The organism is Polynucleobacter sp. AP-Sving-400A-A2, assembly GCF_018688155.1.
In the GTDB taxonomy this organism is placed as follows: domain Bacteria; phylum Pseudomonadota; class Gammaproteobacteria; order Burkholderiales; family Burkholderiaceae; genus Polynucleobacter.
Map to the genome: position 1 here is coordinate 1611449 of NZ_CP061312.1, position 15619 is coordinate 1627067.

The following is a 15619-nucleotide window of genomic DNA, read 5'->3' on the forward strand; positions in this document are numbered from 1 at the left end:
ATCAATCTATCAGCCATTCACACATCACCACTTAAAGAACATTCATGTCTACTGAACTACCCCTCAATGTTTTAGGCCAACCCTTGGTTGCCTGCTCATTTGATCCGCTCACTGGATTTTTTAGAGATGGTTGCTGCAAGACTAATGAACAAGATCTTGGTAGTCACTTAGTCTGCGCGATTGTGAGCAATGACTTTCTGCAATTTAGCCTCAAACGTGGCAACGATCTCATTACCCCACGTCCTGAATATCAGTTTCCAGGACTGATTGCTGGAGATCAGTGGTGTCTTTGTTTGAACCGCTGGATTGAGGCCTTAGAAGCCAACTGTGCGCCTAGGATTAAGCTAGAGAGTACGCACATCAAAGCTTTGGAGAAAGTCTCGCTAGAAGTACTAGAACAATATGCAGCGGTAGAGCAGTTATAAAACCCTATTGAGGTGAGAGCCAAAGTTTGCGGTAGATTTCTTTTGGATCGTGGTCTTGAGTTTGCTTGACTACATTAAAGGGTCTACCACCCCTAGGATCCGTTCCGCGTCCAGCAATGTAAAGCCAATTTCCTTGATTGCTATAGACATCATAATCAATTAACTGAGACTCAAACCACGCCGCACCTGCGCGCCAATCACCTTTCATATCGTATATCCAATAACTAGCCACAATCTGACGCATACGGTTAGAGAGATAACCACTCTGCTGTAACTCGCGCATACCTGCGTCAACTAAAGCAGTGCCCGTGGTGCCCGTGCGCCATTGTTCAAAGCTGGGTGCATACGATGGTTTTACGGGTACACCAGTTAAACCACTGGCGCGATACAACTTCTGGCCATACTTGAAATGAATAAAACGGAAGTAGTCACGCCAAAGTAATTCAAACCAAAGCCAATAGGTCCCATCATTGGCGCCAAAGTGATTTTCATACTCGTTGATTTGCGCTGCGATATCCCGTGCTGAAATGCAACCTAAAGCCAACCATGCTGAAAACTTGCTGGAATAATCTCTACCAATGAGTTGGTTGCGGGTCTCCTTATAACTATCAGGAAGGCGTCGCTCTAGATATTGACTGAGATGTGCCTGTGCAGCAGTAGCGCCCCCTAAAAAGAAAGAGTGAGCCTCAGATTGGGGAGTACAGGACGATATTGAACTCTGAGGTAAGGCTGCCGGCAACATCGGAATCTGCTGAGGCGCATTGATGGGCTGAGCGAACTTGAGTTGTGCCCGCTCTACATCACGACGAAATGCCGTAAATACATCGGGCATTTTTTCTAAGGAGAATGGAAAGTCTTGTGGATCTAACATGCTCGATTGCCAAAACTCTTCAACATCAACACCCTGCTCTTGCATTATTCTGACTTGTTCAATTTCTTCAGGGGCTTCGATTTGCTCGCAATAGATTGCGATTGCAGCAGTATCTTTGGCTAGTTGCAGTAATACTTCTGCTGACTTGCCAGACAACTCCAATAGGTCTGACCCTTGAGTTTGAAGCTGAGCCTTTAAATCATCCAAGGATGCCCTTAAAAAAGTCTGCCGATAGCCTCCTTGTCGCTCAAAGCCATAAACCTTCTCCTGCTCCTTTGGATCATGTACATAAACCGGCAAGAGCTGGTCCGCTTTTAGGCATGCTTGTACAAATGCAGGATTATCTGCCAAACGCAAATCATTTCGAAACCAATAAATGATGACTGTCACTGATTCTTTCTACTAGTGCTAGCTGCGGTATTTGTAGTTGATTTTTTAGAGCGGCAAGCATCAGAGCAATACTTCACCTCATCCCAATTTTTAGCCCATGACTTACGCCAAGTCATTTCTTTGCCGCAGACCACACAAGTCTTACTAGGCAGAAATGATTTGTTTCCTTTAAAACCCAATTTTTCAGCTCGAGCCATACTTACCTATTCAAAAACGAATAGACTATTCAACTCATTCAAAATCCAAGAAAAGACTAGATCGAATTGAAAGCCTTTTATACCGACCACTATGTTTTACCACTTCCGCCGGGACACCGCTTTCCGATGGAAAAGTACAGCCAGCTGCGTGATTTAGTGAGTAAGCTAGGAGGGTTAGATCTGGTAGAGGCTCCCGCCGTCTCTGATACTCAGATTCTGTATGCGCATGATCCCAGCTATCTCATCAAAATCCTCTCAGGTAATTTAAGCCCTAAGGAGCAGCAAGACATTGGCTTTCCTTGGAGCGAGCTCATGGTGGAGCGCTCACGTCGCTCTGCTGGTGCCACCCTTGCCGCTGCGAAGGTGGCACTCAATGAGGGCTTAGCAGCCAATCTCGCTGGCGGTACGCATCATGCTTACCGCAATAAAGGGAGTGGATTTTGCGTCTTTAATGACTCTGCGATTGCCGCTCGAGCACTTCAGAAAGAAATCAATCCGCACCTGAAGGTTGCGATCATCGATTTGGATGTTCATCAGGGTAATGGTACCGCTTCCATTTTAGAAAATGATGCTTCTATATTTACCTTATCAATCCACGGAGAGAATAACTTCCCCTTTACAAAAGAGCATAGCGATCTTGATGTTAGCCTCCCAGACAAAACGGGAGATGCGGCCTATTTAGCAGCGCTTCATCAAAGCCTAGAAATAGTAGATACACGCTTTAAGCCCAACTGCATTATTTACTTAGCTGGGGCCGACCCCCATGAGGGAGATCGCTTAGGCAAGCTCAGCCTGACTCAAACAGGAATGCGGCAGCGAGATGAAGCTGTATTTCAGTATGGCTTAGATCGCCAGATTCCAATTGCTTTTAGTATGGCAGGCGGATATGGGAAAGAAATTCAGTCGACTGTAGACATTCATTTTCAGACCATTCAAACTGCACTTCATTTTCAACAGCAATACAGTTGACTGACCCTCTTTGAGGAGATGCACGCCCGTGGGGATATTTACGAGCCTAGAGAATCAATGCTCGATATTGATCAATGACTCTCAGAACTATTTTTTCTACTTGCCAAGTATTGAACGCCATTATTTCCATAGCACTCAGTGTGAACTTGATTTTCCAATAGATGGAACAGTTCGCCAGAAATATAAGATGTCCTCACACCATCAACCACTAAATCAATTTGCCCAGAAACCACTAAGGCCTTGACCTCGAAGGGATGTGTATGGGTATCCAGAAACCCATCCGCCTCTCGCTCCACTAGGGTTGGCTCCGGAAAGCCATCCAAGACTAGCATGTTTAGAAATTGCTCTTTAGTCACCTGAGGTAGCTCATCTCGTTAGTAGTTTTTAATACCCAGTAACCTACATGATCGATCATCTAATCCAAGTCTCTATCTATCAGCTTCAATTGACATAAAAACGAATCAAGGTAATTCATCGATAAAAGCCGGGGCCGGATGTAAATCACAGGTACTACCAGCCTTAGCAACCTGTCCAGGAACGGGATGTCCCACAATCAAGGGAAGCTCACGAGCCAGACCTATTAGTTTAGAGATATTGATGCCTGTATCGTAACCCATAGCATCGAGCATATGAATAGCATCCTCGCTAGAGATATTGCCGCTAGCGCCTGGTGCGTAAGGACATCCACCTAATCCACCGAGCGAACCATCAAACCGAGTGATGCCTGACTGCACTGCTGCAAGCACATTTGCTAATCCCATTCCACGTGTGTTGTGAAAATGAAAGGTTAACTGCAAGTTACTAAACTTTTTTTGCAAATCCTCTGCCATTTTTGCAACCTGAGCAGGATGTGCCATTCCGGTTGTATCGCAAATAGTGAGGCCACGCACACCAAGATCTGCAAAGCGCTGAACAAACTCTTCTACTACGCTTTGTGGCACATCCCCTTCCATGGGACAACCAAATGCGGTAGATATGGAAACATTAATAGGGGTTCTGCTATCTACATACTGGATGACTTCAGCCAATCCGGAAAAACTTTTTTCTCGGCCCATTCGCAAATTAGCTAAGTTATGGGTTTCAGAAGCAGACATCACTAGATTGAATTCATCTGCACGAGATTCAAAGGCACGCTCCGCACCACGTAAATTTGGCACTAAGACCGTATATTCAACACCAGGTACACGCGTGATTCTTCCCATGACCTCTTCTGCATCACGTAGCATTGGAATAGCTTTAGGCGATGTAAATGAAGTTACTTCAATCTTGGCGAATCCACACTGGCTAAGCTCATCTACCAGCTTAACCTTGTCATCCGTCGGAATGAAATTGGGCTCAATCTGAAATCCGTCCCTAGTCACAACATCATTGAAATAAATTCTAGTCATAAGATTGAACCATTTGCTTAAATTGCTGGTTATTTAGTGAATGCAATGCCACGTTCTTTTAAGGATGCTACCTGAGCCTCGGTTAAACCAAGGCTGCGCAGAATTTCATCGGTATTTTCTCCAATATTCGGAGCCAAAGTTTTAATGGATCCAGGGGTACGCGAGAGCTTGGGAAGCACGCTTGGAACATCTAATTTAGTCCCATCATGCATCTGGATGCTTTCGATATTGCCTCGAGCTTTGTAATGCGGATCGCTAGCAATATCAGCCACGGTATATATTTTGCCAGCAGGAACGGCCACCGTATCGAGCAACTCTAAAGCTTGATCAGTCGTCATTGTTTGCGCCCAAACACCAATTGCCTGATCCAATTCTGCAACACGAGCCACTCTGCCATCATTATTTTCAAGCGCTGGGTCATTCGCTAAATCTGCTCGGCCAATCAAGTTCATCAGACGCTTAAAGATACTATCGCCGTTCCCAGCAACCAGTACATAACCGCCATCGGCACAAAGGTAGGCATTACTTGGGGCAATACCAGGTAAGGCACTGCCACCCGCCTGTCTAACTTCACCAAAGGCGCTGTATTCAGGCATCAAGCTTTCCATGCAATTAAAGACTGCTTCATATAAAGCAATATCAATTACTTGACCTTTACCACTCTGGTGACGCTCTTGAAGTGCTAACAAAATTCCGATCACACCGTGCAGCGATGCTAATGTATCGCCAATGCTAATGCCGACACGAACAGGCACCCTTCCTGGCTCAGCAGTTAAATGTCGCAAACCACCCATCGCCTCTGCCACTACACCAAATCCCGGCTTATCTCGGTAAGGTCCAGTTTGACCATAGCCACTAATTCTCAACACAATCAGTCTAGGGTTGAGTTCTAGCAACCTCTCTGGATCAAGACCCCAGCCCTCTAGCGTGCCTGGCCGAAAATTCTCAATCAGGACATCCGCTTCTGCAATTAAGGTACGAACAATTTCCTGAGCTTCAGCTTGCTTTAAATCCAATGAAAGAGAGCGCTTGTTGCGCGATTGAACTTGCCACCAAACTGAAGTGCCATCTTTTAGCAAACGCCATTTTCGTAGAGCATCGCCTGTATGCGGTGGCTCAATCTTAATGACATCGGCACCAAAATCACCCAGCGTTTTAGCGGCAAATGGACCAGCGATTAGCTGGCCCATCTCAATCACTTTTAACTTTGATAATGGCTCCATATTTACCCTCAAATAGGCAGTGTTTTAATAAATTACGCTCTTTTAGCCTGCTTGGAATTGAGCACCAATCTAATTTGCCGGACATCCATTAACCACCTGCTTTCCAGCAATGCGATCTTTAATCCAAGCAAGATACATAGGAGCTGAGACACCGGGAGTGGAAAAGTGAGTTTGCTCTCCTGGTAACTGAATTCTCTGAACATTTGCACCCATTGCGCACATCTGCTTTTGATATAGCTCATGCTCAATTGGGGGAACTGCAGTGTCTTTAGTACCCCAGTAAATAACAACTGGTGCAACAGGCTTAACTGGTTTAACACTGCCATCAATTAACGCTTTCACCCAGGCCAAGGAGTTGCTAGCCTGAGGCTTCAATAAAGACTTGTACTTGTCTCCATAAGCATAATTAAAAGAATCCGCCATCACATGCACGCACTTATTGCTGGCCAATTTATCCACAAACTTGGCACCCTCATTAGTCAGAATGTCTGTTAACTTGAGATGTGGATATGCGGCTTGAGTACCCCAAAGACCCATTACATAGTGGGCGAATAAAAATATATTCGGGACATTGGCTTGAGTAAATTCATTAATCAACTTATTCGCACCAGCCTCATCGGTCGGCGGGTTACGGAGCATGGCAGCTTGATCATCTGGCGCCAAGCCAACAAACCCAAGATATTGAAGATTGTCTGCGACAGTTCCTTTAAGGGCCTGGTAGTCGGGCAAACTTGCAGCAGCCAGAATTGCTCCACCACCCTGCGACCAACCATAAGCAATCGCCCTCTTGCTGCTACCGAGCTCTTTCATTGAGCTTGCTGCTCTTACAGAATTAATAACATCTCTGCCATTGGTCCCCGCAATCGCATATTGATGTTTACCACCACCGCCCAGCCCCTGATAATCCGTGGCAACAATCACATAGCCTTCTTTGATGAACTGCTCAACATTTGGAATGCCGTAGTCGGTCCACGAGTTACCATCCGCCAAAAAATATTCATTCAAAGGCGCGGTTGGATCAACTACTTGGGATGGGCCACAATTTTGAGCCGATCCCGTAGTGCCGTGCGCCCAGGCCAAAATAGGCCTTCCTTCTTTTGGGGCAGCTCCCAGAGGGGCAATAATGACCCCCGTAGTAATAGTCTTGCGCTCAGCTACATCAGATGAAATGTAAGCAATTCTCCATGCTTGCGCGCCCTTCACTGATGTTTTAATTTTCTCTTGCTTTACGATTTGCCCTAATTTTCCCTCAGGGGTCATTTTTGTGACAGCTTCATAAAAGAGAGGAAGTGGTGGAGCTGCTTGAACGCACAAGGGAGTTAAGCCAATCAAAAATAGGGCTGATAAAAATACCTTAAATACATTTTTCATAAAAATCCTATAAATACAATCAATCTAATAAATGCCCAGTCTTGACAAATATAGTGCATCCCTCTTTACTGAAAGGCTGATGCAAGCTCAGATGAGGGCTTCTGATCCATGAGCCAGCGGGATAGCGCCCATGTTCATCCTCAAACACACCATCTACCACAAAGATTTCTTCGCCACCATAGTGCTTATGTGGATTGAAATAGGTTTGGGGAGCCCATCGAACTAAAGTGGAACCATTGCCCTGCCGCATGAGCGGCATCACATGAAGGCCAGGCACCATACCTTGATGCCAAGGGGCTGTTTTTGTATCGATGAGCTCTCGCTCCACATGCTCAACACCAAGATGTCGTAGTTTTACAAAAAGAGTGCAGCCAGATTGACTATGAGGTGCATGAGAGGATCCAGGGGGATTCATGATGTAGGTACCAGCAGGATAATCGCCAGCTTCATCGCTGAAGACCCCATCCAGCACTAAGATCTCTTCACCAAATTCATGAGTGTGCGCTTGAAAATGAGCATTAGGTAAATAGCGAACGATCGAAGTTGCCTTTGCAATTTCATCACCAACACGATCCAGCATACGTCTCTCAATACCTGCCTCAGGGCTAGGAACCCAAGGTAGATCATGATGATTCATGACGACTCTCTTGCTGTAGTCAGAGTTGATATTCATTTAATGCATTCAGGTATTTAAAAAGATGTGTAAGCATAGCAAGCAATTTAAACAGACACTCAATAAAGTCAACTGAGCCTATCCATCGCTTTTCTTGCGACATCTTTTACCCAAGCTTGCTTATTCCAGTGCTTTTGGGCAAAAGCGTCAATTTCAGTCTTGTACTTTAAGGTAAGACCAATCACATCCAAGCCCTCTAGGAACATACGGCGATGTCTTGCTGACATGACAAATGGGAACTCATGATGGATAGTGCGAACTGTGAGGTTCTCAATATCAATATCCAGGCTGATTGGTGCACCTTTATCATCAGCCTCTTTCATTAAAGCTTGCACTTGATCTTCAGGTAGAACAACCAACAATAAGCCGTTACCCATTGCATTGGAGTAGAAAATCTCTGCAAAGCTAGAAGCAATGACTGCCTTAAATCCAAACTGCTGCATCCCCCAGACAGCGTGTTCACGACTAGAGCCACAGCCATAGTTTGAGCCTGCGATCAAAACATCAGTTCCTGCATAAGCAGCTTGATTTAAAAAGAAGTTTTGCTTTGGCTCTCCATGCTCATCAAAGCGCAGGTCATAAAATAAGCCCTGCGCTAAACCAGACTTATCGATACCGCGTAAAAACTGTTTTGGCATGACTTGATCAGTATCAAAATTAGCAATACGCAATGCGGCAGCATGACCATGAATTTTGGATAGCTTATGCATTGATAGCTCCTTGTAATTTACGCACATCTGTAATCTTGCCCGTCACTGCAGCAGCTGCTGCCATCGCAGGACTCATCAAGTGGGTAATTGCACCCCTACCTTGACGACCCTCAAAATTGCGGTTAGTGGTGGAGGCGCAGCGTGTGCCAGAAGTCAGAACATCGTCATTCATGGCAAGGCACATAGAACAACCGGGCTTACGCCATTCAAAACCAGCGGCAATCAGCTTATCGGCAATCCCCTCTTTTTCAGCCTGGGCTTTGACGGCGCCAGAGCCCGGCACAACCATCGCTCGAACACCAGGCGCTACTTTGCGATCGCCGATTGCGGCAAGCACATTCCGTAAATCTTCAATACGCCCATTGGTGCAAGAACCGATAAACACGTGGTCAATTGGTGTGCCCTCCAATGTTTGACCATTAGATAACTTGGTATATCTCAACGCTTGCTCAAGACTCAACTGATCAATCGGGTCTTGAATAGAATTCTTGGTTGGAATAGCGGCATCAATTGCAATGGCCTGATCCGGACTGGTTCCCCAAGTTACAAAGGGCGCCATATTACTTGCATCAAATGCATATTCTTTTTCAAACTGCACATCTTTATCTGAATATAAGCTTGCCCAATACTCTAATGCACGGTCTTTCATATCGCCCACAATATCAGGACATCTTGCTAAGACGTAATCAATAGCTGTTTTATCTGGTGCAATTAAGGCCCCTCGAGCGCCTGCCTCCACTGCCATATTGCATAAAGTAAAGCGCGCCTCTGTACTCAAATCTATTAGTGCAGACCCACTGAACTCGACTACATAGCCAATTGCACCCTTAGCACCAATCTGACTAATGATGTTCAATATCATGTCTTTAGAAGTGGTGCCAACTGGCAATGTGCCATTGATCTGGATGCGCATATTTTTAGCCAAGCGGTATACCAAAGTTTGGGTAGCCAAAACATGCTCAACTTCGGATGTGCCGATACCAAAACCTAAAGCCCCTAAGGCTCCGTAAGTGGTAGTGTGGCTATCGCCACAAATGATCACCATACCCGGACGCACCATGCCATGCTCGGGTGATACGACATGCTCAATACCTTGCAATGGATGATTGGTATCAAACAAAGGAATATTGTGCTTCACACAATTTTTCTTCAGGTTGAGGGCTTGTAATGAAGAGGCTGGATCAGCAATCTGTCTGGGCATTTCATTATGGGTTGGGATGATGTGACTCACAACAGAGATGTTTTGCCCCGGCATAAGCACTTCACGGTCTTTTTCATCCAGACCTGAAAATGCTTGTGGACTAGTGTATTCATTCATCAAATGCAAATCACAGAAGAGTAGTACGTTCTCCTCATCCAACTTCACTACCGTATGAGAGTCCACTAATTTTTGATACAGAGTTTTAGCGCTCATTAATTATCTCGATTTAAAAATGACATCACTTTTTCCAGCAGAATATCTGGAGCCTCCTCTGGAAGATAATGCCCGCAAGGCAAGGTCTCACCAATCACACTTCGACAAATCGCCTGCCACTCTTGGAGGGGTTTAAAGCATTTATCAACCACTCCGTCAGCACCCCACAGCACCATCGTGGGCATCTCTAACTTCCTATCAGCCGCAATATCTTCGCGATCATGAATCAAATCAATGTCAGCGGCAGCGCGGTAATCTTCGCACATCCCATGTGCTGCTCCAGGCAAGGCAATACAGCGCATATACTCAGCCAAAGCCTTAGGATCAAAAGGCTTTAGTCCGGCATGGCGCCTTCCCATTAAGTCCCGAATATAAGCTGCAGGATCCGCTTCAATGAGTCGCTCCGGCAGGGGCGAAGGCTGTATTAAAAAGAACCAGTGCCAGTAGGCTTTAGCAAATGCATCGTTGGTTTTTTCATACATAGAGAGGGTGGGAGCAATATCGAGCATGATCAAGCTTCTGACTGAGGCAACATGATCCATCGCCAAACGATGTGCGACTCTCGCACCGCGATCATGTGCTAGCACATCAAAACGATTAAATCCAAGTTGCTGCATGACTTCCACTTGATCTTGCGCCATTACTCTCTTTGAATAATTACTATGGTCACTTGTACCCTGTGGTTTTGAAGAGTCTCCATAACCCCGTAGGTCTGTCATCACCAATGTGTGCCTCTTCACGAGCTCTGGCGCAACCTTATGCCAAATGGCATGAGTTTGGGGATGTCCATGCAGCAGCAATAGTGGTGAGCCAGTCCCACCCACATGGCCGGCAATTTGAATCCCATTGACTTCAAAAACACGCGCCTGGAATCCAGGAAATAATGCATCTGATGACATAAGTACCATTCGTCTATTGATTTAATCTACAGTAATACTAAGCTGATTTGTGTGGGCTTTTAATTTAATGTCATACAAAAAATGCCAACCTTAGAGTTAGCATTAATGTTACTAGTGAGGCAGTTAGGGGTCCAACTCTAGCACCACAGTCAAAAGTGAATATTTCAATCCCAATAACTTGGCTTCTGTAGAATAAAGCGCATGAAACCAACAATCAAAATTGACTTTGTATCGGATGTTGCTTGCCCTTGGTGTGCCGTAGGCTTAGGCAATCTTAATCAGGCAATTGCCCAATTAAGTGATAAAGCAAATTTTGAAGTTCATTTTCGACCCTTTGAGCTCAACCCTAAGATGCCCTTGGGTGGACAGGATGCCATTGAGCATCTCACCGAAAAATATGGCTTAACCGTAGAACAGGTCCAAGCCAACCAAGCAAATATACGAGCCCAAGCTTTAGAGGCAGGATTTGAGTTTCATCCAGAGGGACGGAAAAGGGTTTACAACACATTTGATGCTCACCGTCTTTTACATTGGGCGGGACAGGAGTTTGGAGTGGAGAAGCAAGCAACCCTCAAAAAAGAATTACTCAATACTTACTTTTGCCTGGCAGTGAGTTTAGATGACCAAGAAAACTTGATAGCTGCGGTAACTCGTTCTGGCCTAGATAAAGATAGAGCTCAAGAGGTACTCCAAAATAATGAGTTTTCTAAAGAAGTTCGTGAAGAAGAATCTACCTACACAAATGCAGGTATCAGCTCCGTTCCTTCAATCATTCTGAATGACCAATATCTTTTGCAAGGAGCCCAGCCTCCCGAGTCATTCGTAAATGCATTTAAAGAGCTGATTCAAAAAAGCTAAAAGATAAAACCCGCACCATTTCTGATGAGGATTTGCTTTTCTGGTGACCCACCAGGATTTGAATCTGGGACCAAAGGATTTTTAGAGCAAGCATCTAAGACTTCGTTGCTCCAAAGTACTTTTTAAAGGAATAAGTGTTACTTAAAGTAACGCTCAATTTGCTGATGACAACCAAGCCCTTTTCAATTATTGACCGTTTTAACTAATAATAGATTTCAGACTTTAATTTAAATTTTCAAACTCAATTTCAGGCCCGTCTTCCACCTGATAAGAGATAAGCATCGACTTTCGATATATATCTTGAACCTTGGACATAGCTTCTCTCAAACTCTCTCCATGTATTCTGATCTTTGAGCTATGTGATCCACTTTCATCAAAATGACGAACTTTAATAGTCCAATACATTACTCAACCTATTGACTCACTTGAAGATAGAAACTGATCTTCTGAAAGGCCAAGATAATTGCCGATCTTCTTAGCAGCTTGTATTTTGATGTTCATTGTGTAAAAGGTGGAAAAACTTTCAGCTTCTTCAATCTCTCTTATGTGCCACTTTTTTAAGCAGACAGCTTTAGCAAGTTCTTCATAGCCTAAACCTCGCTCCTCACGTGCTACCTTCAAAACTTCTTTGAGAATCACAATGATTACCTTCGGTTTGGGTTTTAGAATCATAGAGGCTGATTAAAGAGTTGTAACAAACCGATGCTAAAGTAAGCAATTGACAGTTTTATTACTAATCATTAACTGAAAGCGGTAGTGACTATGTTTTTTAAAAAGGAGATAGAAGCAACCCCAAATACATCATCAGAGGTGATTCTCGCTGAAGACTTGCCTCATAGCGAGGAGATTGGTGAAGTAATCCAAAGTGTGCCAACTTTGCCAGAAGAGCAAAATAGAAGGCATGCAGGAAATCTAGTTGTTGGCGAAGGGGTTTGCTTAAGAGGCAGTTTCAACGTCCCCAATAAAACTACTATAACCGGGTTAATTGAAGGCAGCCTTACTACGACAGAACTATTAGTTGGGAAAGAAGGTAGAGTCCAAGGCGAAGTCAATTGTCAATTAGCAGATATTGCTGGAAATGTTGAAAACGGTCTTCAAGTTCATATCGCCCTTACGATTCGGGCAAGCGCAGTGATTACAGGCAATATTTTTTACCAAGAAATTACGATTGAAAAAGGTGCCAAAATTAGCGGGCAATTGGCTAGACTTTAACTGGACTTAAATAACTTGGCTTAAAGTTACTCAAAGAGTCAGCCAATAATTCTCATTCCTGCAATCGATAATGTACTCATTAAAGCCTCACTTTGCATCTATCAGATTAAGAATGATTAACCTGTCTTTTGAAAGCTGCGCTAGCCCTAAAGCCAACTGATTTAATAGCTGGTATTTGCACTGAAAGCCCAGTGGAAGGGTTGCGCCCCATTCGAGCACTTCGATTAACTTGGAGAAACGATCCCAAACCTCCAATCTGAACTACTTCATTTGCGCTAACTGCCTCCACAATTCGATATACGATCGACTCCAATACAAGCTTAGCGGCAGCATTTGGGATATCTGCCCCCGCTGAAATCAACTCTGTTAACTCTACTTTATTCATATGGCGTTTATTTCTTTAACTACATTATTTCCGTGTTTCGTCAGTTAATTTAACATAGCCATATGTCAATAAGTAACTTGATAGTCAATCAGTTGTCATAAAGCAATTAAAAATTCAAGTGGCTATTCCCCCAAGATAAAAGAGTTTAGCTAGAGATTAAGGAAATGGATAAGTGTTAACAGCCCTACAAATACTATCTTAGTTAATTCAGGAATCCCACATCTCTCAATTGTCGTTTTTAACCATCATCTTAGCGCTTAAACAAGAAATTTTTATCGTCACGATAGACGTGTAATTTTTAGATGATCACACTTCCGCTAGCAAGGTGACTGAGAGTAAAAGTAATTACATTAAAAAAGTAATACCTGCTCTCTTTAGTCTATAGGTCAAAAACCTTAATAGATCCTGGAGTAAGCAATGACAATTCATCATTATTTTAGTGAGTATGACGATTCATTTGAGGAGTATACAGATTCAATTAAGCACGATCTTTTAAAAGAACGACTCGTATGGCAACACCGAGCCCGAAAACAACTTGATTTGGAATACCAATTTTTTGATGATGATTTTGAGTTAAATCTCGACTAACAAAAGATTTGAAGATGAAGGCAATTAGTGTAAATATAGCCTTAAAACATATGCCCCAGAATTAACCTTTAGCTTTTTTTATTCAAACTCCAGCTCTAGATGCAAGCAAAATTCTGCGTCAGCTAGCTCTGCATATTCCGTCGCATTCATCTGGTCTTCAAATGACAGTTGCGCAAAACGCTCTGCAGCTATGAAATTATTTTCCCTGTAGTTATCTAATGCTAATAACTGATTCCATGCCGCCTTTTGATAATACTCAGCAGACATTCTCCTGAGATTGATAATTTTGTCACTTAGACTTTGATTTAGCATTTTTTTATCTCCTTCAATTTTTATTGAACTTGACTGTAATGCTCCACTTTTCTCATGACATCTCTGTGAATACCTGACACTCTTTGTCACATTGGAGGCTGTTTTATCAAGGCCAAATGTGACAATTTCACCTCTTAAAATTTATCTCTCAATATTTTAGTTAACGATAGATTTGTCACATTTATTGATTGAGAATGTAATTTACTTATGGGAGATGAAGAGCAATTCTGCTCCTTTCCGGTCTCCTCAGTTTGCTCTAACAGCCCATAGGTAACCACTTCTAATTATTTAGGGAGAGCGCTAATGACTACCTTTACCACTGAAGATCGCGAGCTTGCTGAAAAAGAACCCATCCCCTTTTATGGCTTCTACCACTTAACCGATCCATCGCCAAAGGATGCGAGCCCACTTTTACATCCGGTATTAAAGAAAATACAGTTGGAATACCGAGTAGATGACAGTAGCGAGGATTTGGAAGATTAGGATTTAATGCTCTTTATGTTTCTTGCCTAATTTTTCAGGCCTGCCGTTGCCATAAAGACACCACTCTTTGATTTCCTCAGTGAGGACTTCAAGTTCTTTCATTTTGAGATTTCTAAAGTCTTCCAGCCCGATAGTTCCAGTCTCTTTTAATTTCTCAACAGTTTCTTGTAATGCGCCCATATGAATCTCCTCTCTTATATATGTAGGGTTGGCTTTCCATTCTATCCTGTAACTTTATGTTGACATAGTCAGGGTCAAGATCAAATTAATCCCCTTTTCACTTTTTTAGGACCTTAATTAGAAATATTGCTTTTTAATACGAAAAAAAGGGGTTTTATCGGCAAAAGTTACTTTGCTGTCATGCAACATACTTTTTAAGGTGGTACTCTATATAAGTATTAACCCTAATACATTTAGACAAAGGAGCCTTAAATGACAAAATTATTGAGCCTCTTCAATCAAGTTTTTGGTGACCACTCCAAAAGCATCGATTTAGAGCAATTCATTAATAGCCACAACCCCAATAGCCATCAACAAGTTGAAGAACTCACTCGTGACTACCTGTATCAATTCACCACTTCAAGAGGGCTTTAAATTATGAAAAAAATTGAACGAGTAATTCAAAACCTTTGGTCCGCATGGGTAGAGACTAGAGCCCAGCAAGCAAAGCATTACAGCACGCATAGTCATATTGAATAATGCCATGCTGACTACTGAGTTTCTCTTACGAAATCAGTATTCAAAATATGGATCTTGGTTAAAAGCCCAAGATCCACAAACTTTACATGACTATTTTGGTCATTCAATGGGCAAGAAATCCATTGATAACCTTGTCAAAAAGTTTGCGAATGATCCTAAAAATAACCATTTTTTAGTGGCAAAGATCGATGGTAAGTGGGCAGGTACTATTCATATTGCTTCGAGTGGGACTGAAATAGAGTTTGGTGTCATTGTGAGCCCTAAATATCGTAAGCAAGGTGTAGCTGACACCATGATGGACGAAGCTATTACCTGGGCTCGCAACCGCCATTACCACTATCTATTTATGCATTGCATCAGTTGGAATCGCCCCATAAAACGTCTCTGTGAAAAGCACGGCTTAGTGCCACGCAATATGATGGGTGATTCAGAGGCAAATTTGATACTTCAGCCACCAACACCAGTAACTTTTTTTAAAGAGCAAATGACTGTTGGTAAGCGAAATTGGTTAGCATTAATCCGACTGCAAAGATTGAATTGGAGCTAAAAATT

Annotated in this window: 21 protein-coding genes; 7 read left to right on the top strand and 14 right to left on the bottom strand. The window is 43.3% G+C overall.

Translation table 11 applies throughout. The annotated features are described in order from the left end of the window. Nucleotides 1-44: 44 nt before the first annotated feature. On the top strand, nucleotides 45-425 hold the full coding sequence (locus C2758_RS08505) for a DUF2237 family protein (protein WP_046330671.1): 381 nt from the start codon (nucleotides 45-47) through the stop codon (nucleotides 423-425). 4 nt (nucleotides 426-429) lie between these two features. Here the strand turns inward: C2758_RS08505 and C2758_RS08510 are convergent, their stop codons facing one another. Together C2758_RS08510 and C2758_RS08515 are read right to left on the bottom strand one after the other, a co-directional pair. Next, on the bottom strand, nucleotides 430-1686 hold the full coding sequence (locus C2758_RS08510; RefSeq protein WP_215327806.1) for a DASH family cryptochrome: 1257 nt from the start codon (nucleotides 1684-1686) through the stop codon (nucleotides 430-432). Continuing rightward, complete coding sequence (locus tag C2758_RS08515; protein ID WP_215327807.1) at nucleotides 1683-1883, bottom strand: DUF2256 domain-containing protein; 201 nt, start codon at nucleotides 1881-1883, stop codon at nucleotides 1683-1685. Before C2758_RS08515 ends, C2758_RS08510 begins: the two co-directional genes overlap by 4 nt. 60 nt (nucleotides 1884-1943) lie before the next feature. Between C2758_RS08515 and C2758_RS08520 the strand changes: the two genes are divergently transcribed. Next, nucleotides 1944-2852 carry a histone deacetylase gene (locus tag C2758_RS08520; protein WP_215330217.1) on the top strand — a complete coding sequence of 303 codons (909 nt, stop codon included), beginning with the start codon at nucleotides 1944-1946 and terminating at the stop codon, nucleotides 2850-2852. A 71-nt stretch (nucleotides 2853-2923) separates the two neighbouring features. Here C2758_RS08520 and C2758_RS08525 read toward each other — a convergent pair whose 3' ends face one another. From C2758_RS08525 to C2758_RS08560, 8 genes are all read right to left on the bottom strand, one after another. Beyond that, a complete protein-coding gene (locus C2758_RS08525; protein WP_251369178.1) occupies nucleotides 2924-3184 on the bottom strand; it encodes a cupin in 261 nt (86 codons plus the stop codon). A 129-nt stretch (nucleotides 3185-3313) separates the two neighbouring features. After that, nucleotides 3314-4240 carry a hydroxymethylglutaryl-CoA lyase gene (locus C2758_RS08530; protein WP_215327810.1) on the bottom strand — a complete coding sequence of 309 codons (927 nt, stop codon included), beginning with the start codon at nucleotides 4238-4240 and terminating at the stop codon, nucleotides 3314-3316. A gap of 29 nt (nucleotides 4241-4269) precedes the next feature. Beyond that, the gene (locus C2758_RS08535; RefSeq protein ID WP_215327811.1) at nucleotides 4270-5463 is read right to left on the bottom strand and encodes a CaiB/BaiF CoA-transferase family protein; all 1194 of its coding nucleotides are present in this window, start codon (nucleotides 5461-5463) and stop codon (nucleotides 4270-4272) included. Between the two features lie 69 nt (nucleotides 5464-5532). After that, nucleotides 5533-6834, bottom strand: a complete 1302-nt coding sequence (locus C2758_RS08540) for an alpha/beta fold hydrolase (protein ID WP_215327812.1) — start codon at nucleotides 6832-6834, stop codon at nucleotides 5533-5535. A 19-nt stretch (nucleotides 6835-6853) separates the two neighbouring features. Beyond that, nucleotides 6854-7507 (bottom strand): cupin domain-containing protein, encoded by a 654-nt coding sequence (locus C2758_RS08545; RefSeq protein WP_215327813.1) that lies wholly within the window; start codon nucleotides 7505-7507, stop codon nucleotides 6854-6856. Nucleotides 7508-7575: 68 nt separating this feature from the next. After that, complete coding sequence (gene leuD, locus C2758_RS08550) at nucleotides 7576-8217, bottom strand: 3-isopropylmalate dehydratase small subunit (protein ID WP_215327814.1); 642 nt, start codon at nucleotides 8215-8217, stop codon at nucleotides 7576-7578. Then, nucleotides 8210-9631 carry a 3-isopropylmalate dehydratase large subunit gene (gene leuC / locus C2758_RS08555; protein WP_215327815.1) on the bottom strand — a complete coding sequence of 474 codons (1422 nt, stop codon included), beginning with the start codon at nucleotides 9629-9631 and terminating at the stop codon, nucleotides 8210-8212. Before leuC ends, leuD begins: the two co-directional genes overlap by 8 nt. Continuing rightward, nucleotides 9631-10530 (bottom strand): alpha/beta fold hydrolase, encoded by a 900-nt coding sequence (locus C2758_RS08560; RefSeq protein WP_215327816.1) that lies wholly within the window; start codon nucleotides 10528-10530, stop codon nucleotides 9631-9633. The genes leuC and C2758_RS08560 overlap by 1 nt, the downstream gene beginning before the upstream one ends. A 201-nt stretch (nucleotides 10531-10731) precedes the next feature. Between C2758_RS08560 and C2758_RS08565 the strand changes: the two genes are divergently transcribed. Further along, a complete protein-coding gene (locus C2758_RS08565) occupies nucleotides 10732-11388 on the top strand; it encodes a DsbA family oxidoreductase (RefSeq protein WP_215327817.1) in 657 nt (218 codons plus the stop codon). Between the two features lie 408 nt (nucleotides 11389-11796). Here the strand turns inward: C2758_RS08565 and C2758_RS08570 are convergent, their stop codons facing one another. Then, the gene (locus C2758_RS08570) at nucleotides 11797-12027 is read right to left on the bottom strand and encodes a helix-turn-helix transcriptional regulator (protein WP_215327819.1); all 231 of its coding nucleotides are present in this window, start codon (nucleotides 12025-12027) and stop codon (nucleotides 11797-11799) included. Nucleotides 12028-12150: 123 nt separating this feature from the next. On the opposite strand from C2758_RS08570, the gene C2758_RS08575 reads away from it, so the two are divergent. Continuing rightward, on the top strand, nucleotides 12151-12600 hold the full coding sequence (locus C2758_RS08575; protein ID WP_215327820.1) for a polymer-forming cytoskeletal protein: 450 nt from the start codon (nucleotides 12151-12153) through the stop codon (nucleotides 12598-12600). 106 nt (nucleotides 12601-12706) lie between these two features. Here C2758_RS08575 and C2758_RS08580 read toward each other — a convergent pair whose 3' ends face one another. Both C2758_RS08580 and C2758_RS08585 read right to left on the bottom strand, forming a co-directional pair. Beyond that, complete coding sequence (locus tag C2758_RS08580) at nucleotides 12707-12985, bottom strand: HU family DNA-binding protein (RefSeq protein WP_215327821.1); 279 nt, start codon at nucleotides 12983-12985, stop codon at nucleotides 12707-12709. A gap of 666 nt (nucleotides 12986-13651) precedes the next feature. Then, nucleotides 13652-13885: a hypothetical protein gene (locus C2758_RS08585; protein WP_215327822.1), complete on the bottom strand. Its 234-nt coding sequence runs from the start codon at nucleotides 13883-13885 to the stop codon at nucleotides 13652-13654. Nucleotides 13886-14188: 303 nt separating this feature from the next. Between C2758_RS08585 and C2758_RS08590 the strand changes: the two genes are divergently transcribed. Then, nucleotides 14189-14368, top strand: a complete 180-nt coding sequence (locus C2758_RS08590) for a hypothetical protein (protein WP_215327824.1) — start codon at nucleotides 14189-14191, stop codon at nucleotides 14366-14368. A 3-nt stretch (nucleotides 14369-14371) separates the two neighbouring features. Here the strand turns inward: C2758_RS08590 and C2758_RS08595 are convergent, their stop codons facing one another. Continuing rightward, on the bottom strand, nucleotides 14372-14548 hold the full coding sequence (locus C2758_RS08595) for a hypothetical protein (RefSeq protein ID WP_215327826.1): 177 nt from the start codon (nucleotides 14546-14548) through the stop codon (nucleotides 14372-14374). A 252-nt stretch (nucleotides 14549-14800) separates the two neighbouring features. On the opposite strand from C2758_RS08595, the gene C2758_RS08600 reads away from it, so the two are divergent. Together C2758_RS08600 and C2758_RS08605 are read left to right on the top strand one after the other, a co-directional pair. Continuing rightward, nucleotides 14801-14962, top strand: coding sequence for a hypothetical protein (locus C2758_RS08600; protein ID WP_215327827.1), 162 nt, complete (start codon nucleotides 14801-14803; stop codon nucleotides 14960-14962). Nucleotides 14963-15071: 109 nt separating this feature from the next. Next, nucleotides 15072-15614, top strand: a complete 543-nt coding sequence (locus tag C2758_RS08605; protein WP_215327828.1) for a GNAT family N-acetyltransferase — start codon at nucleotides 15072-15074, stop codon at nucleotides 15612-15614. Nucleotides 15615-15619 lie beyond the last annotated feature (5 nt).